This window comes from Streptomyces sp. NPDC048258 (assembly GCF_043201995.1).
In the GTDB taxonomy this organism is placed as follows: domain Bacteria; phylum Actinomycetota; class Actinomycetes; order Streptomycetales; family Streptomycetaceae; genus Streptomyces.
In genome coordinates this window covers 157,532-182,255 of the sequence record NZ_JBICZH010000014.1, presented here as the reverse complement: position 1 = coordinate 182,255, position 24,724 = coordinate 157,532, and the positions used below count along the sequence as shown (strand labels likewise).

Here is a 24,724-nt window from a genome sequence, read left to right as displayed (position 1 = left end):
CGACAGACCGACAGGAGCCGAAAGCATGAGACTACGCAACCGGATGGCGGGCGCGGTGACCGCGGGACTGGCGGCCGTGGCCCTCGTGCTGGGAACGGCCCCGGCCGGCGCGGCGGGTACCGGTACCTCCGACAGCCTCCCCTACGCGGGATCGACCGGAGTCGGCGTGCACAATGCCTACGAGAAGGCCAAGTACCCGTACTTCGCCGACGCGCTGGACTCGGGCGCCGCCATGCTCGAACTCGACGTGTGGACCAACTTCTTCGGCAGTTCGTGGCGGGTCTCCCACGACAACCCTGTCGGCAACGACAGCAACTGTGAGAACGCCACGTCGCCCGCCCAGCTGCGCACCAAGTCCCGCAACCAGAACCTGGCGGGCTGCCTCTCCGACATCCGCAGCTGGCACGACGCCCACCCCGGCCACCGGCCGGTCGTCCTCAAGCTGGAACTCAAGGACGGTTTCGCCGCCAACCTCGGGCGCGGCCCGGCCGAGCTGGACGCGCTGCTGACCGGCAAGCTCGGCGACGCCGTCTACCGTCCCGGCCAGCTGGCCGCCGGTCACCCCGACCTCGACACCGCCGCCCGCGCCGGGGCCTGGCCCAGCCGCGCCGCGCTCGCCGGGAAGTTCATCGTGGAGCTGATCCCCGGGACCTTGGAGGAGGGCAACAGCTCCGACACCCTGTGGACCGACCGCGAGTACGCCACCCACCTGCGCTCCCTCGCGGCCCAGGGCCGGCTCGGCCAGGCCGCCGCGTTCCCGGCGGTGCACCGGGCCGAGGCGGGCGACCCCCGGGTCCGCTACGCCGACGCCTCCCTGCGTCCCTGGTTCGTGGTCTTCGACGGGGACGCGAGCGCGTACGCGTCGGGTGCCGTCGACACCGGCTGGTACGACCGCAACCACTACCTGCTGATCGCCACCGACGCCCACAACGTCGCCCCGGCCATCGACTCCACCCGCCCGACCGAGGCGCAGGCCCGCGACCGGCTCGCGCTCCTCGCCGGACACCACGCGTCCGTCGTCTCCGCCGACTGGTACCCGCTGCCCCAGGTCCTCGGGACGGTCGTCCCCCGCGGCTGAGCCGCGTCCGCGAACGGCTCAGGAACCGGTGTGCGAGGTCTCCAGCTGCCGGGCCGGGTGGGGTTCCGCCGCGGCGAGGCTCGCCTCGATCTCGTCCAGCGCGCGGCGGGCGGTGGCGATCCGCTCCTTGAGGTCCTGCCCGCCCGCGTCGGGGTCCTCGGCCGGCGCCGGGACCCGGCCGGCCTCCTCCTCGATCTCACGTGCCTCGTCGAGCGAGTTGAGGACGACACCGATGAGGACGTTCACCAGCACGAAGGAGGCCAGCAGGGCGTACGAGGCGTAGTAGATGATGCTGAGGCGGGAGATCTGCAGCCCCGCGCGGACGGCGTCGGTGAGCCCGTCGAGCGTGGTCAGCAGGAACAGCGTGAGGGCGGCCCGGCCCACCGAGCCGTAGTGCCCGGGGTCGGATTCGGCGAAGCAGACCCAGCCGACCATGGCGTACACGTACAGCACCAGCGCGCCGACGAACAGGAAGCTGGCGGTGCCCGGCAGGCTGCGGCCGACGGCGATCAGCAGGATGCGCAGGTGCGGCAGGAAACGCGCGGTGCGCAGGACGCGGGCCAGCCGCAGCATCCGCAGGAGGGTGGTGTTCTCGCGGACCATGGGGACGAAGGCGGAGGCCACGATCGCCAGGTCGAAGAGGTTCCACGGGTCGCGGAAGAATGCTTTCGGCTTGTCCGCGTGCGCGCCCATGCGCAGCAGCATCTCCAGCGTGAACAGGACGAGGCAGCCCTCCTCCGCGGCCCGCAGCACCTGCCGGTACTCAGCGGCCAGCCCGCTGTAGGTCTCCACCCCCATCAGCGCCGCGTTGAGCAGGATCACGCAGAAGACGCCCAGCCCGAAGGCGGGAGCCTCCGTGGCCACCCGGCATCTGGCCGCCAGCTTCACGCGGCCGCGCCCGGCCGCCATCGGGACTGTCATCTCGCTCCTCGTACTCGTATCACCGCAGGCCACACCCGGGGGAGTGGCGGTCGCCCCTTCTAACGCCCCACACCCGATCGGGTTTCACTCCGGCGCGCACGTCTACACCCGCGAGCCGCCGGGCGAGCGGGGCCGCAGGGGTGAGTGTCCGGGGTTAGGGGCGGCTAGGGGATCTGCGGCCGCCGGGCCAGGCCGTAGGTTCCTGGCGGAAACCGATGGGCACCGAGCGAAGGAGCACCCCCATGGCCGAGGTCAAGGAGACCCCCGAGGCGTGGACCACCCCGGACTTCGTCGCGTACGAGACGGCCTTCGAGGTCACCGCGTACGCCGCACGTCTGGACAAGTGAACCGACTGTCGGCGGGCGGGAGTCCGGGCGACCGGCTCCCGCCGTGGCGGGAGAACACATGACGGCAATGCTGGACGAGTCCGAGTTCATCGGCGCGCTGCGCGCGCTGTCCTCCTCCTACTGGGGCAGCCACCCCTTCCACCGGCGGCTGCACGCCGGCGAGCTCGACCGGCGGGCCCTGCGGCTGTGGGCCGCCAACCGCTGGTACTACCAGCGGATGCTGCCGCAGAAGGACGCGGCGATCATCAGCAACTGCCCGCTCCCCGAGATCCGGCGCGCCTGGGTGGACCGGCTGGCCTACCACGACGGGACCCCGGACGACGAGGGCGGCATCGCGCGCTGGCTGCGGCTGTGCGAGGCCGTGGGCCTGTCCCGCGAGGAGGTCCTGGACGAGCGGTACGTGGTCCCCGGGGTGCGCTTCGCGGTCGACGCGTACGTGACCTTCGCCCGGACCCGGCCGTGGGCCGAGGCCATCGCCTCCGGGCTCACCGAGATGTTCGCCGGGCACCTGATGACCCGCAGGGTCGCGGACATGCTCGCGCACTACGACTGGATCCGCCCGGGGGACCTGGCCTACTTCACGGACCGCATCGAGGCCGTGTCGGGTGAGGGCAAGGGCACCCTGGACATCGTCGTCCGGCACTGCGTGACACGGGAGCAGCAGGACGCGGCCGTCGCCGCGCTCGCGTTCAAGTGCGACGTGCTGTGGCAGATGCTGGACGCCGTCGAACGCGCCGCCGCCACACGCGCATAGCCACCGAATCTGCAGAAGGAGTGGCCGTGGACCGGCCCGTGCTCGGCCGCGGAGTGCGGCTCATCTACGACAAGACACGGCAGACCCATGTCGTGCTCCACCCGGAAGGGGTGCTCGTGCCCAACGGGACGGCCGTCTCGGTACTCGAACTCTGCGACGGCGCCACGACCGTGCCGCAGATCACCGCGGCGCTGGGCGCCAGGTACGCCGGCGTCCGCGAGACGGAGGTCGGCACCGTCCTGGAGCGGCTCGCCGAGAAGGGCGTCGTGCGATGGATCTGACCGCCGGCCACCCCGCGAGCGCGGCCCCGCCGCTCGGGCTGCTCGCGGAGCTCACGCACCGCTGCCCGCTGCACTGCGCGTACTGCTCCAACCCGCTGGAACTCATCGAGCGTGAGCGGGAGTTGACCACCGAGCAGTGGCTGGAGGTGTTCACCCAGGCGCGCGAGATCGGCGTACTGCAGGTGCACCTGTCCGGCGGCGAGCCGCTGGCCCGCCCCGACCTGCCCGAGATCGTCTCGCACGTCAGCGGCCTCGGCTGCTACGTCAACCTCGTCACCAGCGGCCTCGGCCTCAGCGAGGCGCGGCTCGCGGACCTGGTCGAGCGCGGGCTGGACAACGTACAGCTGTCGGTACAGGGCGCCGACGCGGCCCGCGCCGACCGGCTCGCGGGAGCCAAGGCCCACCACCACAAGATCGCCGCCGCCGCGCTGGTCCGGAAGCACGGTCTTCCGCTCACCGTCAACGCCGTACTGCACCGCGCCAACCACGACCAGCTGGCCGGCTTCATCGACCTGGCCGAGAGCATGGGCGCGGACCGCCTCGAGCTCGCCAACACCCAGTACTACGGCTGGGCGCTGCGCAACCGCGAGGCCCTGATGCCCACCCGCGAGCAGCTGGCGGCTGCCGAACCGGTTGTGCGGGCGGCCATGGAGCGGCTGAAGGGCACGATGGAGATCGTGTACGTGCTCGCCGACTACTACGAGCCGTACCCCAAGCCGTGCATGCACGGGTGGGGCGCGATCCAGCTCACGGTCGCCCCCGACGGCACCGTGCTGCCCTGCCCCGCGGCCGGCGCGATCACCACCCTGGAGCTCGACAACGTCATCGAGAAGCCGCTGTTCGAGATCTGGTACGCGTCCGGCTCCTTCAACGCCTACCGCGGCGAGGAGTGGATGCCCGACCTCTGCCGCGGCTGCGACCGGCGCTCCGTCGACCACGGGGGCTGCCGCTGCCAGGCCTTCCTGCTCACCGGGGACGCCGCGGCCACCGACCCGGTCTGCTCGCGCTCCGGTCAACGCGGCACCGTGGACCTGCTGTTGGCGGGCATCTCGCCGAATCCGCCCGAGCTCGTGATGCGCGGACCGGTGGCGGGACGCCGATGAGGGCCGTCCTGCTCGGCACCGCGGCCGGGGGCGGCTGCCCGCAGTGGAACTGCGCCTGCCCGGTCTGTACGTCGGGTGCGCCCGCGCGGTGCCAGGACGGGCTCGCGATCAGCGCCGACGGGGTGCGGTGGTACCTGGTCAACGCCTCGCCCGACATCCGCGCGCAGATCCTCGCCACGCCCGAGCTCTCGGCGGGCCCCGGTCCGCGCGAGACGCCGGTGCGGGGGGTGCTGCTCACGGACGCCGAGATCGACCACACGCTGGGCCTGATGATGCTCCGCGAAGGGGCCGGGCTGCGGGTGTGGGCGCCGCGGGCGGTGCTCGGCGCGCTGGACGAGGCCTTCCCGGTGCGGGGGATCCTCGGCGGCTACAGCGGCTGGGAGTGGTCCGAGACGGCCGTCGACAAGGAGCAGGACGTCGGCGGGCTGCGGGTCGGCGCCTTCGCGGTCGGCGCCAAACGCCCCAAGTACGCGCGCTCGCTGCCCGCGGACGGGCCGGGGGACGGCCCCTGGGTGGTCGCGTACCGCTTCGAGGACCCGGCCACGGGCGGGGCCCTCGTGTACGCGCCGTGCCTGGCCTCCTGGCCGCCCGGCTTCGACGAGTTCACCGCCGGGGCCGGCTACGTCCTGCTCGACGGTACGTTCCACTCGGCGCGGGAGTTCGGCGGGGCCACGGGCTCGGCCGGGGCGACCGGAGCACAGGCGGCGATGGGGCACCTGCCGGTCACCGGGGAGGGCGGGAGCCTGGCCCACATCCGGCGGCTGCGGGCCGCGCGGCCGGGCACCAGGTGGGCGTACACCCATCTCAACAACACCAACCCGATGGCGGACCCGCGCTCCGAGGCCCACCACGAGGTGCGCGCGGCGGGGGCGGAGATCCCGGCCGACGGAACGCGCGTCGAGCTCTGAGGTCGACGACGAAGGGTCCGGCAGCCATCAAGGCTTCCGGACCCTTCGCCGTTGTCTCAGACGAGCTGCTGCCGTACCAGGTCGATCACCTGGGTGGCGTGCTGGTTGAGGTAGAAGTGGCCGCCGGTGAACCAGTGGTAGGCGGTCGGGCCGTCGGTGTGGGCCGACCAGCCCTGGGCCTCCTCGGCGGTGACCTCGGGGTCGCTGTCGCCGTTGAGGACCACCATCGGGCAGGTCAGGGCGGGGCCGGGACGGTAGCGGTAGGTCTCCGCGGCCTTGTAGTCGCCGCGGATCGCCGGGAGCACCGACCGCAGCAGCTCGTCGTCGGCCAGTACCGCCGGGTCCGTCCCGCTCATCCGCTTGATCGTGGCCAGCAGCTGTTCGTCGGGGGCGAGGTGGACCCGCTCGTTCTCGCGGTGGCGCGAGGGGGCCCGCCGCCCCGAGGCGAACAGGGCCACCGGCCGGACGCCGGCCGCCTCCAGCCGCAGCGCCACCTCGAAGCCCAGGGTCGCGCCCAGGCTGTGCCCGAACAGCGCGACCGGCCGGTCGCACCACGGCCGCAGCTGTGCGAAGACGCGGTCCGCGAGCTCCCGTACGTCGTCCACGCAGGGCTCGTGGCGGCGGTCCTGTCGCCCCGGGTACTGCACGGCCACCACGTCGGCCCGCGGGGACAGGGCCCGGGACACGGGGAAGTAGTAGCTGGCCGAGCCGCCCGCGTGCGGGAGGCAGAACAGCCGTACGGGGGCCTCCTCGGCGGGGTGGAAACGGCGCAGCCAGGCGCTGGGCGCGGTCGGGGTCGCGGTCACGGCGGTGGCGGTCGTCGCGGTCGTCGTGGTGTGGCGGTTCATCCTCGGTGGGTGTCCTTTCGGTGGGGACCGGGCCCGCTCACAGGGCGGTCCAGGTGCCCGGCGGGCGCCAGCCGCGCGCGGGGCCCCAGGCGGCTGCCCGGGGCCGGGCCGCGGCCTCCTCCCCGGCCCCGTCCCGCCGCCGGGCGGCGGAGAGCAGGACGAGGAGGACCGCGGCGAGTTCCGTGCTGTCCGGGGCACCGCGCACGATCGTCATGTGTGGTTCGGCCCGCTCGCTCATCGGGCGTGCTCCTCGGTCGTAGGGGAAGTCGGTCAGAACGGCGGGTTGCCGTGCTTGCGCTCGGGCAGCGGCACGTGCTTGGCCCGCAGCGCGTCCAGCGCGTCCACCAGCACCCGCCGGGTCGTGGCCGGGTCGATGACGTCGTCGACGAGTCCCCGCTCGGCGGCGTAGTAGGGGTGCATGAGTTCCTGGCGGTACTGCTTGACGCGCTGCGCGCGTGCCGCCTCCGGGTCGTCCGCGGCTGCGATCTCCCGGCGGAAGACGACATTGGCGGCGCCCTCCGCGCCCATCACCGCGATCTCGTTGGTGGGCCACGCGAACGACAGGTCCGCGCCGATCGACCGGGAGTCCATGACGATGTACGCGCCGCCGTACGCCTTGCGCAGGATCACCTGCACCCGGGGCACCGTGGCCGCGCAGTACGCGTACAGCAGCTTCGCGCCGTGCCGGATGACTCCGCCGTGCTCCTGGTCGCTGCCCGGCAGGAAGCCCGGCACGTCCACCAGGGTCACCAGCGGAACGCTGAACGCGTCGCAGGTCTGCACGAACCGGGCCGCCTTCTCCGCGGCGTGGATGTCCAGCACCCCGGCGAGCGAGGCGGGCTGGTTGGCGACGATGCCCACCACGTGCCCGTCGAGCCGGGCCAGACCGCAGATGATGTTGGTCGCCCAGTTGGCGTGGACCTCGAACAGATCACCGTCGTCGACGATCTCCTCGATCACGGCACGCATGTCGTACGAGCGGTTCGGATCGGCCGGGACGAGGTCCGACAGCGCCTCGCCCAGGCGGTCGGCCGGGTCCGTGGCGGCCACGGAGGGCGGCATCTCACGGTTGTTGGACGGCAGCAGCGACAGCAGGTGCCGTACCTCTTCGAGGCACTCCTCCTCGGTGTCGTACAGGAACGCGCTCGCGCCGGAGACCGAGGAGTGGACCTGCGCGCCGCCGAGGTCGTTGTGGCTGATCTTCTCGCCGGTCACCGCCTGCACCACGTCCGGGCCGGTGATGTACATCTGCGCGATGTCGCGCACCATGAACACGTAGTCCGTCAGGGCGGGGGAGTACGTCGCCCCGCCGGCGCACGGCCCGAGCATCACGCTGATCTGCGGGATCACCCCGGACGCGGCCACGTTGCGGCGGAAGATGCCCCCGTACCCGGCGAGCGCGGTGACGCCCTCCTGGATACGGGCCCCCGCGCCGTCGCTGAGCGACACCAGCGGGGCGCCGGCCGCCACGGCGAGGTCCATCACCTTGTGGATCTTCTGGGCGTGCGCCTCGCCGAGCGAGCCGCCGAATATCCGGAAGTCGTGCGCGTACACGAACACCCGCCGGCCGTCGACCTTGCCCCAGCCGGTCACCACGCCGTCGGTGTGCGGCCTGCGGTCCTCCAGGCCGAAACCCGTGGCCCGGTGCCGGCGCAACTGCTCGATCTCGCGGAACGTGCCCGGATCGAACAGCAGGTCCAGCCGCTCGCGCACGGTCAGCTTGCCGCGGGCGTGCTGCGCCTCGGAGGCGCTCGCGGACGGCCCCAGCTCGACGGACTCCTTGATCGCTCCTAGTTCGGCCACTCGGACACTGACATCGGCAACTGACATGCTCCACCCGTCTCTTCGGCCATCGGAGCCACCGAAACGGGCGGCGGCCCCCTGGGCAGTGCGTGCCATTGAAGGCGTCCGGGGCGCGCGCGGAGAACACCGACCACCCCCCTGACCGCACCGGGACCCGCCCGCACCCCCGCCCAGCAGGCACGTCGCCACGGGCGGCGCGGGCACGGGGCGTGCGGCGCGGGGTGCGGGCGGGCGCCGGGCAGGGTCAACACCTGGGGGGATAGGGGTGTCGCGCCCCTTCGGGGCCGACCTAGCGTGCGATCACCCCGTGGCCGGAACTGACCCGGGGCAATCGATACCGAGCTGGGAGCGTGCAGATGTCCGCGGGCTTCGATCCTGTCGCTGATGACTTGTCCGGCGCGGAGGTCCGCCCGGGGGCCCAACTGGCCGCCCGGCTGACCGGACTTCCCGGGAGCGAGCAGTCCAGGCTTCTCCTCGACCTGGTCTGCGCGCAGGCCGCCGACATCCTCCGCAAGGCCCGGCCCGACACCGAACCGGTGGTCGCGACGGGAACCTCCTTCAAGGAACTGGGACTGGACTCGATCGCCCTGGTCGACCTGCACGCCCGGATCAACGCCGCCACCGGGCTGGGCCTGCCGGTGACCGCCGCGTTCGACCACCCCAGCCCCGAACTGCTCGCCGCGTACGTCCGTACGGAACTCCTGGGCGGACCCGCCGAGCCGGTTGCCGCGCAGCCCGCCCCCGCGGCGGCCGCCCCCGAGGCCTTCGACGGCGAGCCCATCGCCGTCGTCGGCATCGGCGGCCGCTTCCCCGGCGGCGTGCGCTCCGCCGAGGAGCTGTGGGACCTGGTCGCCCGGGGCGGCACCGCCGTCGGGCCGTTCCCCGACAACCGCGGCTGGGACCTCGACGCGCTGTTCGACGACGACCCGGCCACCCCCGGCACCTGCTACACCCGTACCGGCGGATTCCTGCACGACGCCGCCGAGTTCGACGCCGAGTTCTTCGGCATCAGCCCGCGCGAGGCGCTGGCCATGGACCCGCAGCAGCGGCTGCTGCTGGAGACGGCCTGGGAGGCGCTGGAGCGCACCGGCATCGACCCGACCTCGCTGCGCGGCACCCGCACCGGCGTCTTCATCGGCGCCGGGCCCTCCGAGTACGGGCCGCGGGTGCAGGACGCCCCCGAGAGCCTGACCGGCTACCTCGTCACCGGCGGCGCGCTCAGCGTCACCTCGGGGCGCGTCGCCTACGCGCTGGGCCTGGAGGGTCCGGCGCTCACCGTCGACACCGCGTGCTCCGGATCGCTGGTCTCGCTGCACCTGGCCGTGCAGTCGCTGCGTCGCGGCGAGTGCTCCATGGCCCTGGCCGGCGGTGTCACCGTCCTGAGCACGCCCGGCCTGTTCACCGAGTTCAGCAGGCAGCGCGGGCTCGCCCCCGACGGGCAGATCAAGGCCTTCGCGGCGGGCGCCGACGGCACCTCCTTCGCCGAGGGCGTCGGCCTGCTCGTCGTGGAACGGCTCGACGACGCCCGCCGCAACGGACACCAGGTGCTCGCGGTCATCCGCGGATCGGCCGTCAACCAGGACGGCGCCAGCAACGGCCTCACCGCCCCCAGCGGCACCGCGCAGCAGCGCGTCATCCTGCAGGCCCTCGCCGACGCCGGGCTGTCCGGCGACGAGGTCGACGCGGTCGAGGCGCACGGCACCGGCACCACGCTCGGCGACCCGATCGAGGCCCGCGCGCTGATCGCCACCTACGGCAAGGACCGGCCCGAGGACCGGCCGCTGTGGCTCGGCTCGGTGAAGTCCAACCTGGGCCACACCCAGGCAGCGGCCGGCGTCGCCGGCCTGATGAAGATGATCATGGCGATGCGGCACGGCGTGCTCCCGCGGACCCTGCACGTCGACGCCCCCAGCGGGAACGTCGACTGGTCGGCCGGGACCGTACGGCTGCTCACCGAGCCCGTGCCGTGGCCGGCGGACGAGGACCGGCCGCGCCGGGCGGGCGTCTCCGGCTTCGGCATCAGCGGCACCAACGCGCACGTCATCGTGGAGGAGCCGCCGCGCGAGCCCGGTGGCGAGGCCGCCACGTCCCGCGACGGGGACGCGGCCGCATCCCTCGGCGGGGGCGCCGGCCTGCGGGCCGCGCCCGCCCTCGTGCCCGTCGGGGCGCGCTCCGACGAAGGCCTGCGGGCCCAGGCCGCGCGGCTCGCGGAGTTCCTGGCCGAACGGCCCGAGCTGACCCCCGCGGATTTCGGTCACTCGCTCGGCACCGGCCGGGCCGCCCTCGAACACCGCGCCACCGTCCTCGCCGCCGACCGGGAGGAGCTCCTGGACGGGCTGCGCGCCCTCGCCGACGGGCGGAGCACCCCCGGCACCCGGAGCGGGGCCGTCCCCGCAGGGCGCCTCGCGTTCCTCTTCACCGGCCAGGGCAGCCAGCGCCTGGCCATGGGCCGGCAGCTGTACGACGCCCAGCCCGTGTTCGCGGACGCCCTCGCCGACGCCATCGGCTGGCTCGACCTCCAGCTCGACACCTCCCTGTGGGACGTCCTCTTCGCCGAGCCCGGCTCCGAGGCCGCGGCCCTCCTCGACGAGACGCGTTACGCGCAGACCGCGCTGTTCGCGGTCGAGACCGCCCTGTTCCGGCTCATCGAGTCCTGGGGCATCCGCCCCGACTTCCTCGCCGGCCACTCGATCGGCGAGATCGCGGCCGCCCACGCCGCGGGCGTCCTCAACCTGGAGGACGCGGCCACCCTCGTCGCCGCCCGCGGCCGCCTGATGCAGGAGCTGCCCCCGGGCGGCGCCATGGTCGCCGTACAGGCCACCGAGGAGGAGGTCCTGCCGTACCTCGCCGAGCAGGCCGCCGTCGCCGTCGCAGCCGTCAACGGCCCCGACTCCGTGGTCCTCTCGGGCGAGGAGAGCGCCGTACGGGCGCTCGCCGACCGGTTCGCCGACCAGGGCCGCAAGACCAAGCGGCTCCAGGTCAGCCACGCCTTCCACTCGCCGCTCATGGAACCGATGCTGGCCGAGTTCCGGCGGATCGCGGGCATCCTCACCTACGCCGCGCCGCGCATCCCGGTCGTCTCCACCGTCACCGGACGGCTCGCGACCACCGAGGAACTCCGCTCGCCCGACTACTGGACCAACCACGTCCGCGAGGCCGTCCGCTTCGCCGACGCCGTCGACTGGCTCGCCGCGCAGGGCGGCGTACGCACCTTCCTGGAGCTCGGCCCCGACGGGGTCCTCAGCGCGCTGGGCCAGAACAGCCTGCCCGAGGAGCGCGAGGCCGACACGGTCTTCGCGCCCATGCTGCGCGCCGGCAAGGACGAGGTCCGCGAGGCGCTCGGCGCCGCCGCCCTCGCCCACACCCGCGGCGCCCTCCTCGACTGGCCCGCCGTGTACGCGGGACGCGACACCCGCCGTGTCGACCTGCCCACCTACGCCTTCCGCACCCGGCGCTACTGGCTCGCCCCCGAGCGGGCCGGAGGCGACCCCTCCGGGCTGGGTCAGCTCGCCGCCCGGCACCCGTTGCTGGGATCCGTCGTCGACCTCGCCGGCGCCGGCGGCACCGTCCTGACCGGCCGCCTGTCGCTGCGTACCCACCCGTGGATCGCCGACCACACCATCGCCGGGGTCACCCTGCTGCCCGGCACCGCGTTCGTGGAACTCGCCCTGCGGGCCGCGGCGGAGACCGGCTGCGCGCTGGTCGAGGAGCTGACGCTCCAGTCGCCGCTGGTCCTGCCCGCGTCGGGCGGAGTGGCGCTCCAGGTGGTCGTCGCCGCCCCCGACGAGGCCGGCCGCCGCGCCGTCGAGTGCTACTCCCGCCCCGACGGCGCCGACGAGGCCGAGGACGGCTGGGTCCGCCACGCCACCGGCGTCCTGGCACCCGCCGCCCCGGAAGCGGACACGGCCGCACTCTCCGGCCCGTGGCCCCCGGCAGGCGCCGTCCCGCTGGACGTCAGCACCCTGTACGGCGACATGGCGGACGAGGGCTACGGCTACGGTCCCGCCTTCCACGGCGTACGGGCCGCCTGGCTACGCGACGGCGAAGTCTTCGCCGAGGTCGAGCCCCCGCAGCCGGCGCGAGCGGACGCCGCCGCCTACGGACTGCACCCCGCGCTGCTGGACGCCGCACTGCACCCCGCCGACCACGCCCTCGCGGCCCGCGGCAGCCGGCCCGAGGGCACCTGGATCCCCTTCTCCTGGAACGGGGTCACGCTGTACACGTCCGGGGCCTCCGCCGTGCGCGTACGGATCACCGCGCGCGGCAGCGAGGAGCTGGCGGTGACCGTCGCCGCCGCCGACGGCTCCCCCGTCGCCCGCGTCGACTCGCTGCTGCTGCGCGCCGTCACCGGGGCGCAGCTCGCCGGAGACCGGCCCGACCCGCTGCTGCGCGTGCAGTGGAACCCCCTCGAACTGCCCTCGGGCACCTTGGAGTTCGCCGAGTTCGCCGATCTCGCCGACCTGGCGGACGGCCCGGTGCCGCCCGTCGTCGTGTACCGCACCCTCCCCACCCCGGCAGGCGACCTGCCCGCCGCGGTCCGCACGGTGGCCGCCGACGCGCTGGCCGCCCTGCGGACCTGGCTGGAGAACGACCGCTACGCCGAGTCCCGCCTGGTCGTCGTCACCCGCGACGGCGCGGCCGTACCCGGCACCGACGTCGACCTCGCCCAGGCACCCGTCTGGGGCCTCGTACGGTCGGCCGAGGCCGAGAACCCCGGCCGCTTCACCCTCCTCGACACCGACGACGCCGGACTCGCCTCGCTCGGCCGCGCGCTCGCCGCCGTCAGCGAACCCGAACTGGCCCTGCGCGGAGCCGAGTCGTACATACCGAGGCTGGCGGCCGTACCCGCTCCCGCCGAGGAGCGCCCAGCCCCCTGGGACGACTCCGGCACCGTACTGATCACCGGCGGCACCGGCGGCGTCGGCGCCGAACTCGCCCGCCACCTGGTCCGGCGGCACGGCGTACGCCACCTCCTGCTCACCAGCCGCCGCGGCCCGGACGCCCCCGGAGCGCGCGAACTCGTCGCCGACCTCGCCGCCCTGGGCGCCGAGGCCACCGTCACCGCCACCGACGTCGCCGACCGGGACGCGCTCGCCGCCCTGCTCGCCGCGATCCCCGCCGCGCACCCGCTGCGCGCCGTCGTGCACGCGGCCGGCGTCATCGACGACGGCCTGACCGGCTCCCTCACCGCGCAGCGGCTCGACACCGTGATGCGCCCCAAGGTGGACGCCGCCTGGAACCTCCACGAACTGACCGCGGACCTCGGCCTCACCGCCTTCGTCCTCTTCTCCTCCGCCTCGACCGTCCTCGATGGCGCGGGCCAGGGCAACTACGCCGCCGCCAACCTCTTCCTCGACGCGCTGGCCGCCCGCCGCGCGGCGGCCGGCCAGGTCGTCACCTCCCTCGCCTGGGGCCTGTGGGCCGGCGGCGGCGGTATGGGCGCCACCCTCGACGCGGCCGCCCTCACCCGCATCGAGCGCCTCGGCCTCGACTCGCTGACCTTCGAGGAGAACCTGGCCCAGCTGGACAAGGCCCTGTCCGGCGACGAGCCCGCCGTGGTCCCCGTACGCGTGAACCACCGTGCCGTACGGGGCCGTTCCGACGGCACGCCCACCCTGCTGCGGGCCCTCGTCCGGACCGCCGTACGCCGCCCGGCCGCCGGGGCGCCGGCAGCCTCCGTACCGAACGCCCAGGCGCCGCTCGGCGCCAGGCTCGCGGAGCTCGGCGCGGGCGACCGCCTCGCGACGGTGCTGCGGCTGGTCCGCACCGAGGCCGCGGCCGTACTCGGCTACCAGAGCGCCGAAGAGGTCACCGCGAACCGGGCGTTCACCGAGACCGGCTTCGACTCGCTGGCCGCCGTGGAACTGCGCAACCGGCTCGGCGCGGCCACCGGCCTGCGGCTGAGCGCCACCCTGACCTTCGACTACCCCACCGCGACCGCCCTGGCCGAACACCTGGTCACCAAGCTCGTCGGCGCGGCCGCCCCGGCTGCCGTCGTTCCGGCCGCGCCCGGCGGGGAGGCCGCCACCGACACCGACCCGATCGTGATCGTCGGCATGGCCTGCCGGTACCCGGGCGGAGTGACCTCGCCCGAGGAGCTGTGGCAGCTGGTCGCGGACGGCGCGGACGCCATCGGCCCCTTCCCCACCGACCGGGGCTGGGCGGACGACCTCTACGACCCGGAGATCGGCAAGCCCGGCAAGACCTACTCCACCGAGGGCGGATTCCTCTACGACGCCGCCCAGTTCGACCCGGCGTTCTTCGGGATCAGCCCGCGCGAGGCGCAGGCCATGGACCCGCAGCAGCGGCTGCTGCTGGAGGTCGCCTGGGAGACCTTCGAACGCGCCGGGATCGACCCCCGGTCCGTCAAGGGCAGCAGCACCGGCGTGTTCGCCGGTGTGATGTACCACGACTGGGGGCTGCGGCTCGGCCCGCTCCCCGAGGACGTGGCCGGCTACCACGGCAACGGCAGCCTGGCGAGCGTGGTCTCCGGGCGTGTCTCCTACGCCCTGGGCCTCGAAGGCCCGGCGGTCAGCGTGGACACGGCCTGCTCCTCCTCGCTGGTCGCCCTGCACATGGCCGCGCGCTCGCTGCGCGCGGGGGAGTGCTCGCTGGCCCTCGCCGGCGGTGTCACGATCATGTCCACCCCGGACACCTTCCTCGACATGAGCCGCCAGCGCGGTCTCGCCGCCGACGGCCGCTGCAAGTCCTTCGGTGAGGGCGCGGACGGTACGGGCTGGGGCGAGGGCGCGGGCGTCCTGCTGCTGGAGCGGCTCTCGGACGCCCGGCGCAACGGACACCGGGTGCTGGCCGTCGTGCGCGGCTCCGCACTGAACCAGGACGGCGCGTCGAACGGTCTGACCGCGCCGAACGGTCCGGCGCAGCAGCGGGTCATCCGGCAGGCCCTGGCGGACGCAGGCCTCACGGCGGCCGAGGTCGACGTGGTCGAGGCGCACGGCACGGGCACCCGGCTGGGCGACCCGATCGAGGCGCAGGCGCTGCTGGAGACGTACGGCCAGGAACGCCCCGAGGGGCGGCCGCTGTGGCTGGGCTCCATCAAGTCGAACATGGGGCACACGCAGGCCGCGGCCGGTGTCGCGGGCATCATCAAGATGGTCAAGGCGATGGACCACGGTCTGCTGCCGCGGACCCTGTACGCCGACACCGCGTCCGACCAGGTGGACTGGTCGGCCGGAGACGTCGAGCTGCTCACCGAGGCCCGTGAATGGGTGGTGTCCGGCGGGGTGCGCAGGGCCGGTGTGTCCTCCTTCGGGATCAGCGGCACCAACGCCCACGTGATCATCGAGCAGGCTCCGGAGGAAGAGCGGGTCGCCGCTGCCGAAAGCGCGCCGGGCACCGCGCTCCCCGCCCTTCCCTGGCTGGTTTCCGGCGCCACGCCCGAGGCCCTGCGGGCCCAGGCCGACCGCCTGCGCGAGCGCCTGGCGGACCTCGCCGACGAGGAACTGGCCCCCGCCGCCCACGTACTGGCCACCGGACGCGCGGCGCTGGAGCACCGCGCCGTCGTCCTCGGCGCCGACCGCGCCGAGCTCTCCCGCTCGCTGGAGCTGCTCGTGGGCGCCGCCGCGGCCCAGGACGGCAAGACGGCCTTCCTGTTCACGGGACAGGGTGCCCAGCGCCTCGGCATGGGCCGGGAGCTGTACGCGTCCTTCCCGGCGTTCGCCGAAGCCTTCGACGCCGCGTGCGCGGAGATCGACCCGCACCTGGGGCGGTCGCTCCGCGAGGTGGTGTGGGGCGAGGACGCGGAGGCGCTGAACGCGACCGCCCTCGCCCAGCCCGTCCTGTTCGCCCTCGAAGTGGCGCTGTTCCGGCTGGTGGAGGCCTGGGGCCTCACCCCCGACCTCGTGGCCGGGCATTCGATCGGCGAGCTGGCCGCCGCGCACACGGCCGGAGTGCTGTCCCTCGCCGACGCGGCCGAACTGGTCGTGGCGCGCGGCCGCCTGATGCAGGAACTGCCCGCCGGCGGCGCGATGGTCGCCGTCCAGGCCACCGAGGAAGAGGTCCGGCCGCTGCTCACCGACGAGGTGGGCATCGCGGCGGTCAACGGCCCGCGGTCCGTCGTCGTCTCGGGCGTCGAGGCCGCCGCGCTGGCCGTGGGCGAGCACTTCGCCGCCGCGGGCCGCAAGACCAGCCGGCTGTCGGTCTCGCACGCCTTCCACTCGGCGCTCATGGAACCGATGCTCGCCGAACTGCGGGCCGTCGCCGAGCGGTTGACGTTCCACGAACCGCGCATCCCGGTCGTCTCCACCGTCACCGGCGAGACCTCCACGCAGTGGCAGTCACCGGCCTACTGGGCCGCCCAGGTCCGCGAGCCCGTCCGCTTCGCCGACGCGGTCCGCCGCGCCGAGGAACTGGGCGCCCGTACCTTCGTCGAGATCGGCCCCGACGCGGTCCTCACCGCACTCGGCGCGGGCTCGGCCACCCGCGAGGACACCGCCTTCGTCCCCCTGCTGCGCCGCGACCGCGACGAAGCCCGCGAAGTGCTCACCGGCCTCGGCTCGGCCTGGGCGCGCGGCAGCGCCGTCGACTGGACCGCCGTGCCCGGCGCCCCGGCCCGCCGCCCCGGCACCCTCGTCGACCTGCCCACCTACGCCTTCCAGCGCAAGCGCTACTGGCTCGACGTACCGGCCAGGACCGGAGACGTCGGCTCGGCCGGCCTCGACGCCGTCGACCACCCCCTCCTCGGCGCGGCCGTCCTGTCGCCCGAGTCCGGTTCCGTCGTCCTGACCGGCCGGCTCTCCGCGGCCGGACAGCCCTGGGTCGCCGACCACGGCGTGCACGGAGCCGTCCTGCTCCCCGGCACCGGCTTCGTCGAGCTCGCCGTACGCCTCGGCGACCAGGTCGGCTGCGACCTCCTGGAGGAACTGACCCTGGAGGCCCCGCTCGTCCTGCCCGCGACCGGTGGCGCCGCCCTGCGCGTCGCCGCCGGCGCCCCCGACGAGACCGGCCGCCGTCCCGTGCACATCCACTCCCGCCTCGACGGTGCCCCCGAGGGAGCCTGGACCCGCCACGCCACCGGTTTCCTCACCACCGGCGAACCCCCGCGGGTCGAGGCGGACCTCACCCAGTGGCCGCCGCGCGGCGCCACCGCCGTCGACGTGACGGGGGCGTACGAGAGCCTGCGCGAACGCGGATACGGCTACGGGCCCGCCTTCCAGGGCCTGAAGGCGGCCTGGCGGCGCGGCGACGAACTGTTCGCCGAGGTCGCCCTGCCCGACGCCGTACGCGGCGAGGCCGCCGACTACGGTCTGCACCCGGCGCTCCTGGACACCGCCATGCACGTGGACGTCCTCGTCGACCAGGGCGAGGGCGGCACCGAAGCACTGCTGCCGTTCGCCTGGAGCGGGGTCGCCCTGCACGCCACCGGAGCCGCGGCCCTGCGCGTGTACGTACGCCGCATCCGCGGCGCGGAGGAGTCGGCGATGGTCGTCGCCGACGAGACCGGCAGCCCCGTGATGACCGTGGCCTCGCTGATCTGCCGGCCCGTCTCCGCCGAACAGCTGGAGCCGGTGGACGGCACCCTCTCCGACGCCCTGCAGCACATCGAGTGGACCGCGCTCCCCGAGCCGGCCGAACCCGTCCGCCCCTCCTCCACCGTCGTGCTCGACGAGTACGGGCTGGCCATCCTCGGCGACCCGTCGGCCGTCGTACTGGCCTGCTGCCCCACCCCGGTGCGCCGGCCCGTGCTCGAAGCCACCCGCACGGTCACCTCGTACGTCCTCGGCCTGCTGCAGTCCTGGCTGACGGACGAGCGGTTCGAGTTCACCACCCTGCTCGTCGTCACCCGCGGCGCGGTCGCCACCACCGGGGACACCGCGCCCGATCTGATCCAGGCCCCCGTGTGGGGCATCGTCCGGGCGGCCCAGGCCGAGAACCCGGGCAGGATCGTCCTCCTCGACACCGACCCGGACACCGACCCCGCGGAGTACCCGGCCATCGCGGCCGCGGCGCTGGCCCACGGCGAGCCCGAACTCGCCCTGCGCGACGGCCGGTTCCTCACCCCGCGGCTCGTACCGACCCCCGTGCCCGAGGCGGACGCTCCCTGGAACGGCGACGGGACCGTCCTCGTCACCGGCGGCACCGGAGGCCTGGGCGCACGCGTCGCCCACCACCTCGTCAGCCGGCACGGCGTACGCCACCTGCTGCTCACCAGCCGCCGCGGCCCGGACGCCCCCGGCGCCGCCGGCCTGCGCGACCGCCTCATCGAGGCCGGCGCCCTGGACGTCCGGATCGCCGCCTGCGACGCGGCCGACCGTGCCGCGCTGGCCGACACCCTCGCCGACATCCCGCACGAGCACCCGCTCACCGGCGTCGTCCACGCGGCAGGAGTGGTGGACCCCGGCCTGATCGGCACCCTCAGCCCGGAACGCCTGGACACCGTCCTGCGCCCCAAGGCGGACGCCGCCTGGCACCTGCACGAGCTCACCGCGGACCTCGGCCTGACGGCGTTCGTGATGTTCTCCTCGGCCGGCGGACTCGTCCTCCCGGCCGGACAGGGCAACTACGCCGCCGCCAACGTCTTCCTGGACGCACTGGCAGCGCACCGGCGGGCGGCCGGCCTCCCCGCGACCTCGCTCGCGTACGGACTGTGGGCGGTCAACACCGGCCTCGGCGGCGAACTCACCGACGCCGACGTCGAGAAGATGAACCGGCTCGGCCTCCCCGCCCTGCCCGCCGCCCGCGGCATCGAACTCTTCGACGAGGCCCTGCGCACCCGGCACGCCCTGCTCGCCCCGCTCATCGTCGACCCGGCCGCCCTGCACGCCCGCGGCGCCGACGTCCCGCCGCTGCTGCGCACCGCCGCGGCCGCCGGCCGGCCCACGACCCGCCGCAGCGCGGCGAACGCCGCACCCGTCGGCGACGGCCTCGCCCGCACGCTGGCCGCCCTCGGCGCCGCCGAACGCCGCCGGGCCCTCCTCGACCTGGTCGCCGCGCAGGTCGCCGCCGTCCTCGGCCACGAGTCCGCGGACACCGTCGGAGCGGACCGGGCCTTCAAGGAACTGGGCTTCGACTCCCTGGCGGCCGTCGAACTGCGCAACGCGCTGAACACGGCCACCGGACTGCGCCTGCCCGTCACCCTCGTCTTCGACTACCCGACCACCCGCGCCGTCGCCGAGTACCTCGACACCGAACTCGGGGGCACGGAACCGGAAGCCGCACCCGCGCAGACCACCCCGGTGGGGCTCTCGGACGACGAACCCATCGCGATCGTCGGCATCAGCTGCCGCTTCCCCGGCGGCGTACGCTCCGCCGAGGACCTGTGGGACCTCGTCGCCGAGGGCCGCGACGCCATCGCCGGCTTCCCCGCCGACCGCGGCTGGGACACCGACGGCATCTACGACCCGGAACCCGGCCTGCACGGCAAGACGTACGCCCGGGAAGGCGGATTCCTCTACGACGCCGCCGAGTTCGACCCGGCGTTCTTCGGGATCAGCCCGCGCGAGGCCATCGCCATGGACCCGCAGCAGCGGCTCCTGCTCCAGGCGGCCTGGGAGGCGTTCGAACGCGCCGGCATCGACCCCACGACCATGCGCGGCAGCCAGACCGGTGTCTACGCCGGCGTCATGTACCACGACTACGGCTCGCGCCTCCAGCACATCCCCGACGACGTCGCCGGCTACCTCGGCAACGGCACCGCGGCCTCCATCCTCACCGGACGCGTCGCCTACACCCTCGGCCTCGAAGGCCCGGCGGTCAGCGTGGACACGGCCTGCTCCTCCTCCCTCGTCGCCCTCCACATGGCCTGCCAGGCACTGCGCCGCGGCGAGGTCGGGATGGCCCTCGCCGGCGGTGTCACGGTGATGTCGACGCCGGAGATCTACGTCGAGTTCGCCCAGCAGCGCGGACTGTCCGCCGACGGCCGGTGCAAGGCCTTCGCGGGCGGGGCGGACGGCACGGGCTGGGCGGAGGGAGTCGGCCTGCTGCTCGTCGAGCGGCTCTCCGACGCACAGCGCCTGGGCCACGACGTCCTCGCCGTGATCCGCGGCTCGGCGATCAACCAGGACGGCGCCAGCAACGGCCTGACCGCTCCCAACGGTCCCTCGCAGCAGCGGGTCATCCAGCGCGCGCTCGCCACCTGCGGCCTCACCACCGCCGACGTGGACCTCGTCGAGGGCCACGGCACCGGCACCCGGCTGGGCGACCCGATCGAAGCGCAGGCGCTGCTCGCGACGTACGGCCGGGGGCGGCCCGCCGACGACCCGGTGTGGCTGGGATCCATCAAGTCCAACATCGGACACGCCCAGGCCGCGGCCGGCGTCAGCGGTGTCATCAAGTCCGTCATGGCCCTCCGCAACGGCCTCATGCCCAAGACCCTCCACGTGGACGAGCCCTCGCCCGAGGTCGACTGGGAGGCCGGGAACGTACGGCTGCTCACCGAGGCCCGCCCGTGGCCCCGGCGGGCCGACCGGCCGCGCCGCGCCACCGTCTCCTCGTTCGGGCTCAGCGGCACCAACGCCCACCTGATCGTCGAGGAGGCACCGGAGCCGGCCGCGGCGCCCGCTCCCTCGGCGCCGGCCGGCACCCCCGCCGTGTGGCCGCTGCTGCTGTCCGGCTCCGACGAGGACGGCCCGGCCCGCCAGGCACAAGCCCTGCGCGCCCGGCTGCTCGCCGATCCGGACCTGCACCTCGGCGACGTCGCCTACACCCTGGCCACCGGCCGGGCGGCGCTGGAACACCGCGGGGCGGTCCTGGCCGCGGACACCCGGAGCGCACTGCGGGAGCTCGACGCCTTCCTCGACGGGGACGGCGTACGCGGATCCGCGCGGGCGGCCGGGCGGACGGCGTTCCTGTTCACGGGGCAGGGGGCGCAGCGGCTGGGGATGGGCAGGGAGTTGTACGCCGCGTTCCCGGTGTTCGCCGAGGCGTTCGATGCGGTGTGTGCGGAGGTCGATCCGCTTCTGGGTCGGTCGTTGCGTGAGGTGGTGTGGGGTGAGGACGCGGAGGCGCTGAACGCGACGGCGATCACTCAGCCTGCGTTGTTCGCGCTTGAGGTGGCGTTGTTCCGGCTGGTGGAGGCGTGGGGTGTGAAGCCTGACCTGGTGGCCGGTCATTCGATTGGTGAGCTGGCCGCTGCCCACGCCGTCGGTGTGCTGTCCCTCGCCGACGCGGCCCGACTGGTGGTGGCGCGTGGCAGGTTGATGCAGGCGTTGCCGGCCGGTGGTGCGATGCTCGCCATCCAGGCCATGGAGGAGGAAGTCGTCCCGCTGCTCACCGACGGGGTGGGTATCGCGGCGGTCAACGGTCCTCGGTCGGTGGTGGTTTCGGGTGTCGAGGCCGCGGTGCTGGCCGTGGGCGAGCACTTCACCGCGGCCGGTCGCAAGACCAGCCGTCTGTCGGTGTCGCATGCGTTCCACTCGGCGCTGATGGATCCGATGCTGGACGAATTCCGTGCCATGGCAGCCGAGTTGAGCTTCAGCGAGCCCCGTGTCCCGGTGGTCTCCACGGTGACGGGTGAGCTGTCCGACGCGTGGCAGTCCCCGGAGTACTGGGTCGGCCAGGTCCGCGAGGCCGTCCGCTTCGCCGATGCCGTCCGCACGCTGGAGCAGCAGGGCGTCACCCGCTTCCTGGAGATCGGCCCGGACGGGATCCTCACCGGTCTCGCCGCGCAGAGCCTGGACGACGACGCCGTTCTCGTCGCCGCCGTGCGCAAGAACCGCCCCGAGCCCGAGGCTCTGGTCGCCGCCGTGGCCCAGTTGCACACCACCGGTGTCACCGTCGACTGGGAGGCCTTCCACGCCGGCTCCGGCGCCCGCCGCGTCGACCTCCCGACCTATGCCTTCCAGCGCACCCGCTACTGGCTCGACGCCCCCGCCGCCGTCGGTGACGCGGCCGGCCTGGGGCAACTCCCCGCCGGGCACCCCCTGCTCAGCGCGGTCGTCGTCTCGCCCGAGACCGGAGCCCCGGTCCTCACCGGCCGGATCTCCGTCCCCACGCACCCCTGGCTCGCCGATCACGCCGTACACGGAAGCGTCCTGCTGCCGGGCACCGCGTACGTGGAGATGGCGCTGCGCGCCGGACACGAGGCGGGCTGCGCCCAGCTGGAGGAGCTGACCCAGGAGACCCCGCTGCTGCTGCCCGGCAACACCGGAGTGGCCGTGCAGGTCGTCGTGGGCGAGGCCGACGCGTCCGGGCGGCGGGACGTCACCGTGTACTCGCGCGCCGAGAACCTGACCGCGGACGCCGCGTGGACCCGCAACGCCCGTGGCGTCCTCGCTCCGGAGCCGGCGGTCCCCGCCGCCGACCCGGAGACGTGGCCCCCGGCCGGCGCCCGGCCGGTGGACGTGAGCGGGATGTACGAGGACCTCGCCGGCCTCGGATACGGGTACGGCCCGGTCTTCCAGGGCCTGACGGCGGCGTGGCGGCGCGGCGACGAGCTCTTCGCCGAGATCACGCTGCCCGACCACGCCCGCACCGACGCCGCCGCGTTCGCCCTGCACCCCGCCCTGCTCGACGCCGCCCTGCACGCGGAGCGGATCTTCGACGCGGATCACGAGGGTCCGGTCCGGGCCGCCCTGCCCTTCGTCTGGAACGGCGTCACCCTGCACGCCACCGGAGCAGTCGCCCTGCGCGTGCGGCTGACCAAGCCGGGCCCCGACGCCGTCGCCCTGCGGATCACCGCGCCGACCGGCGAACCCGTGGCCACGGTGGAGTCCCTGGTGGTGCGCGAGGTGTCCGCCGAGCAGCTGGCGGGCGACGGCGACGGCCGCGGCGCGCAGCTGTTCCGTGTCGACTGGCAGGCCCACCAGCCGCCCGGCGCCCCGGCCGCGACACCGGCCTCGGCCCCGGCGGCCGTGGACGACTGGGTGGTGGTCGGGTCGGGTCTCGCCGGTCTCCGGTCGGTGTCCTCGCTCTCCGACCTCGCGGCGGAGCGGCGGGTTCCGGGCACGGTCGTGCTGACCGCACCGGACGTCTCCGATGTCTTCGGCACGACCGGCGGGGTGCCCGAGCAGGTCCGTACGTCCGTGGGCCGGCTCCTCGACGGGCTCGGGCAGTGGCTGGCCGACGAGCGGTTCGCCGACTCCCGGCTGGTGCTCGTCACCCGGAACGCGGTGGTGGCCGCGGACGACGACGGCGTCGACTGCGTGCAGGCCCCGCTGTGGGGCGTGCTGCGCGCGGCGCAGGCCGAGAACCCGGGCCGCTTCACCGTCGTGGACCTCGACGGGGCGCCGGAATCGGTACGGGCCCTGCCCGCCGCCGTCGCCTCGGACGAGACCGAGATCGCCGTCCGCCGCGGCAAGGTCCTCGTACCGCGCTACGTCGCCACCACCGGTGGTCCCGAGCCCCTGGCGTGGGATCCGGACGGCACCGTGCTGATCACCGGAGGCACCGGGCTGCTGGGCGGGCTGCTCGCCAGACACCTCGTCGCCGAGCGCGGAGTACGCCACCTCGTCCTGACCAGCCGGCGCGGTACGGACGCCCCGGGAGCCGCCGAACTCCGGCAGGAACTGGTGGAGTCGGGAGCCACCGTACGGATCGTCGCGGTCGACGCGGCCGACCGGTACGCGCTGGCGGCGCTGCTCGACGAGATCCCCGCCGAGCACCCGCTGACCGGCGTCGTGCACGCGGCCGGGGTGATGGACAACGCCCTGGTCGGCGCGGTCACCAAGGAGCAGGTGAGCAAGGTGCTGCGGCCCAAGGTGGACGCCGCCTGGCACCTGCACGAGCTGACCAAGGACCTGGGCCTGGCCGCCTTCGTCCTGTACTCCTCGGCCGGCGGCCAGATCCTGTCCGCCGGACAGGCCACCTACGCGGCGGCGAACGTCTTCCTCGACGCGCTCGCCGCCGACCGGCGGGCCGCCGGACTCGCCGCCACCTCGCTCGCCTGGGGCCTGTGGGAGGGCACCGTCGGCGAGGGCCCGGAGCTCACCGAGGCAGACCTGCGCCGGATGGGCCGCTCCGGAGTGCTCGAACTGTCCTTCGGCGACGGACTCGCCCTGTTCGACGCGGCGCTGGGTCTGGACGAGGCCCTGCTCGCACCGGTCCGGCTCGACCGTGCCGCACTGCGCGAGAGGGCCGACGAGATCCCGGCCCTGCTGCGGGAACTGGCCGGTCCGCCCGCCCGCAAGGGGCCCAAGCCCGCCGCCGTCCCGTCAGCGGGCTCCGGAGACACCGGCGGCTCCCTGGTGCGGGGCAAGCTGGCCGGGCTGGCCGCGGGGCCGGAGCAGGTCCGCTACCTGGAGGAACTGGTACGGGGCCACGCGGCCGCCGTACTCGGCCACGGCGACCCCTCGGGAGTCGCGGCCGACCGGGGCTTCACCGAGCTCGGACTGGACTCCCTCGGGGCGATCGAACTGCGCAACCGGCTCCAGAAGGCGACCGGGCTGCGGCTGCCCGCCACGCTGATGTTCGACTACCCCAACTCGGCGGCCCTGGCCGGGTTCCTGCTGGAGGAACTGGAGCCCGAGCCGGCCGGCGTAGCCGCCGTAGCGGCCGGAGGGGCCCTGGACGAGGACGGCATCAGGCGGGCCCTGCTGTCGATCCCGGCCGCGCGGCTGCGCGCATCCGGCCTCCTCGACGCGCTGCTCGGCCTGGCGGCGGAGGGCGGTCCGGCCGAGCCGGACGCCTCCCCGGCCGACCAGGGCGCGGCCATCGAGGAGATGGACGTGGACGACCTCGTACGAGCCGCCCTCGCCGGCGGCGAACTCAGCTGACCCCGACCTGG

At 74.5% G+C, this 24,724-nt stretch carries 11 protein-coding genes; 7 read left to right on the top strand and 4 right to left on the bottom strand.

Annotated features, from left to right (window positions below):
- Positions 1–25 precede the first annotated feature (25 nt).
- Positions 26–1,078 carry a phosphatidylinositol-specific phospholipase C domain-containing protein gene (locus tag ACGFYQ_RS28590; protein ID WP_393748760.1) on the top strand — a complete coding sequence of 351 codons (1,053 nt, stop codon included), beginning with the start codon at positions 26–28 and terminating at the stop codon, positions 1,076–1,078.
- 18 nt (positions 1,079–1,096) lie between these two features.
- On the opposite strand, the gene ACGFYQ_RS28585 is transcribed toward ACGFYQ_RS28590, so the two are convergent.
- On the bottom strand, positions 1,097–1,999 hold the full coding sequence (locus ACGFYQ_RS28585; RefSeq protein WP_393748758.1) for an ion transporter: 903 nt from the start codon (positions 1,997–1,999) through the stop codon (positions 1,097–1,099).
- 242 nt (positions 2,000–2,241) lie between these two features.
- Between ACGFYQ_RS28585 and pqqA the strand changes: the two genes are divergently transcribed.
- From pqqA to pqqB, 5 genes are read left to right on the top strand one after another with little or no spacing between them, the layout of a single operon-like run.
- Positions 2,242–2,346 (top strand): pyrroloquinoline quinone precursor peptide PqqA, encoded by a 105-nt coding sequence (pqqA, locus tag ACGFYQ_RS28580; RefSeq protein ID WP_393748756.1) that lies wholly within the window; start codon positions 2,242–2,244, stop codon positions 2,344–2,346.
- Between the two features lie 58 nt (positions 2,347–2,404).
- Positions 2,405–3,100 (top strand): pyrroloquinoline-quinone synthase PqqC, encoded by a 696-nt coding sequence (pqqC, locus tag ACGFYQ_RS28575; RefSeq protein WP_393748754.1) that lies wholly within the window; start codon positions 2,405–2,407, stop codon positions 3,098–3,100.
- 26 nt (positions 3,101–3,126) lie between these two features.
- Complete coding sequence (gene pqqD, locus ACGFYQ_RS28570; protein ID WP_362400314.1) at positions 3,127–3,381, top strand: pyrroloquinoline quinone biosynthesis peptide chaperone PqqD; 255 nt, start codon at positions 3,127–3,129, stop codon at positions 3,379–3,381.
- Positions 3,372–4,484 (top strand): pyrroloquinoline quinone biosynthesis protein PqqE, encoded by a 1,113-nt coding sequence (pqqE, locus tag ACGFYQ_RS28565; protein WP_393748751.1) that lies wholly within the window; start codon positions 3,372–3,374, stop codon positions 4,482–4,484. Before pqqD ends, pqqE begins: the two co-directional genes overlap by 10 nt.
- Positions 4,481–5,392 (top strand): pyrroloquinoline quinone biosynthesis protein PqqB, encoded by a 912-nt coding sequence (pqqB, locus tag ACGFYQ_RS28560; protein ID WP_393748749.1) that lies wholly within the window; start codon positions 4,481–4,483, stop codon positions 5,390–5,392. The genes pqqE and pqqB overlap by 4 nt, the downstream gene beginning before the upstream one ends.
- A gap of 56 nt (positions 5,393–5,448) precedes the next feature.
- Here pqqB and ACGFYQ_RS28555 read toward each other — a convergent pair whose 3' ends face one another.
- Genes ACGFYQ_RS28555 through ACGFYQ_RS28545 form a run of 3 tightly spaced genes read right to left on the bottom strand, consistent with a single transcriptional unit; the run spans position 5,449 to position 8,070 of the window.
- Positions 5,449–6,240, bottom strand: a complete 792-nt coding sequence (locus ACGFYQ_RS28555; RefSeq protein WP_393748747.1) for a thioesterase II family protein — start codon at positions 6,238–6,240, stop codon at positions 5,449–5,451.
- A gap of 37 nt (positions 6,241–6,277) precedes the next feature.
- The gene (locus ACGFYQ_RS28550) at positions 6,278–6,478 is read right to left on the bottom strand and encodes an acyl-CoA carboxylase epsilon subunit (RefSeq protein WP_393748745.1); all 201 of its coding nucleotides are present in this window, start codon (positions 6,476–6,478) and stop codon (positions 6,278–6,280) included.
- Between the two features lie 32 nt (positions 6,479–6,510).
- Entirely contained in the window at positions 6,511–8,070 is a 1,560-nt protein-coding gene (locus ACGFYQ_RS28545; RefSeq protein WP_393748743.1) for an acyl-CoA carboxylase subunit beta, read from the bottom strand.
- 329 nt (positions 8,071–8,399) lie between these two features.
- Between ACGFYQ_RS28545 and ACGFYQ_RS28540 the strand changes: the two genes are divergently transcribed.
- Complete coding sequence (locus ACGFYQ_RS28540) at positions 8,400–24,713, top strand: type I polyketide synthase (protein WP_393748741.1); 16,314 nt, start codon at positions 8,400–8,402, stop codon at positions 24,711–24,713.
- Positions 24,714–24,724 lie beyond the last annotated feature (11 nt).

Coding starts and splice junctions, on each gene's coding strand:
- ACGFYQ_RS28590 (WP_393748760.1), top strand. CDS start 26: ATGAGACTACGCAACCGGATGGCGGGCGCGGTGACCGCGGGACTGGCG.
- ACGFYQ_RS28585 (WP_393748758.1), bottom strand. CDS start 1,999: ATGACAGTCCCGATGGCGGCCGGGCGCGGCCGCGTGAAGCTGGCGGCC.
- pqqA (WP_393748756.1), top strand. CDS start 2,242: ATGGCCGAGGTCAAGGAGACCCCCGAGGCGTGGACCACCCCGGACTTC.
- pqqC (WP_393748754.1), top strand. CDS start 2,405: ATGACGGCAATGCTGGACGAGTCCGAGTTCATCGGCGCGCTGCGCGCG.
- pqqE (WP_393748751.1), top strand. CDS start 3,372: ATGGATCTGACCGCCGGCCACCCCGCGAGCGCGGCCCCGCCGCTCGGG.
- pqqB (WP_393748749.1), top strand. CDS start 4,481: ATGAGGGCCGTCCTGCTCGGCACCGCGGCCGGGGGCGGCTGCCCGCAG.
- ACGFYQ_RS28555 (WP_393748747.1), bottom strand. CDS start 6,240: ATGAACCGCCACACCACGACGACCGCGACGACCGCCACCGCCGTGACC.
- ACGFYQ_RS28550 (WP_393748745.1), bottom strand. CDS start 6,478: ATGAGCGAGCGGGCCGAACCACACATGACGATCGTGCGCGGTGCCCCG.
- ACGFYQ_RS28545 (WP_393748743.1), bottom strand. CDS start 8,070: ATGTCAGTTGCCGATGTCAGTGTCCGAGTGGCCGAACTAGGAGCGATC.
- ACGFYQ_RS28540 (WP_393748741.1), top strand. CDS start 8,400: ATGTCCGCGGGCTTCGATCCTGTCGCTGATGACTTGTCCGGCGCGGAG.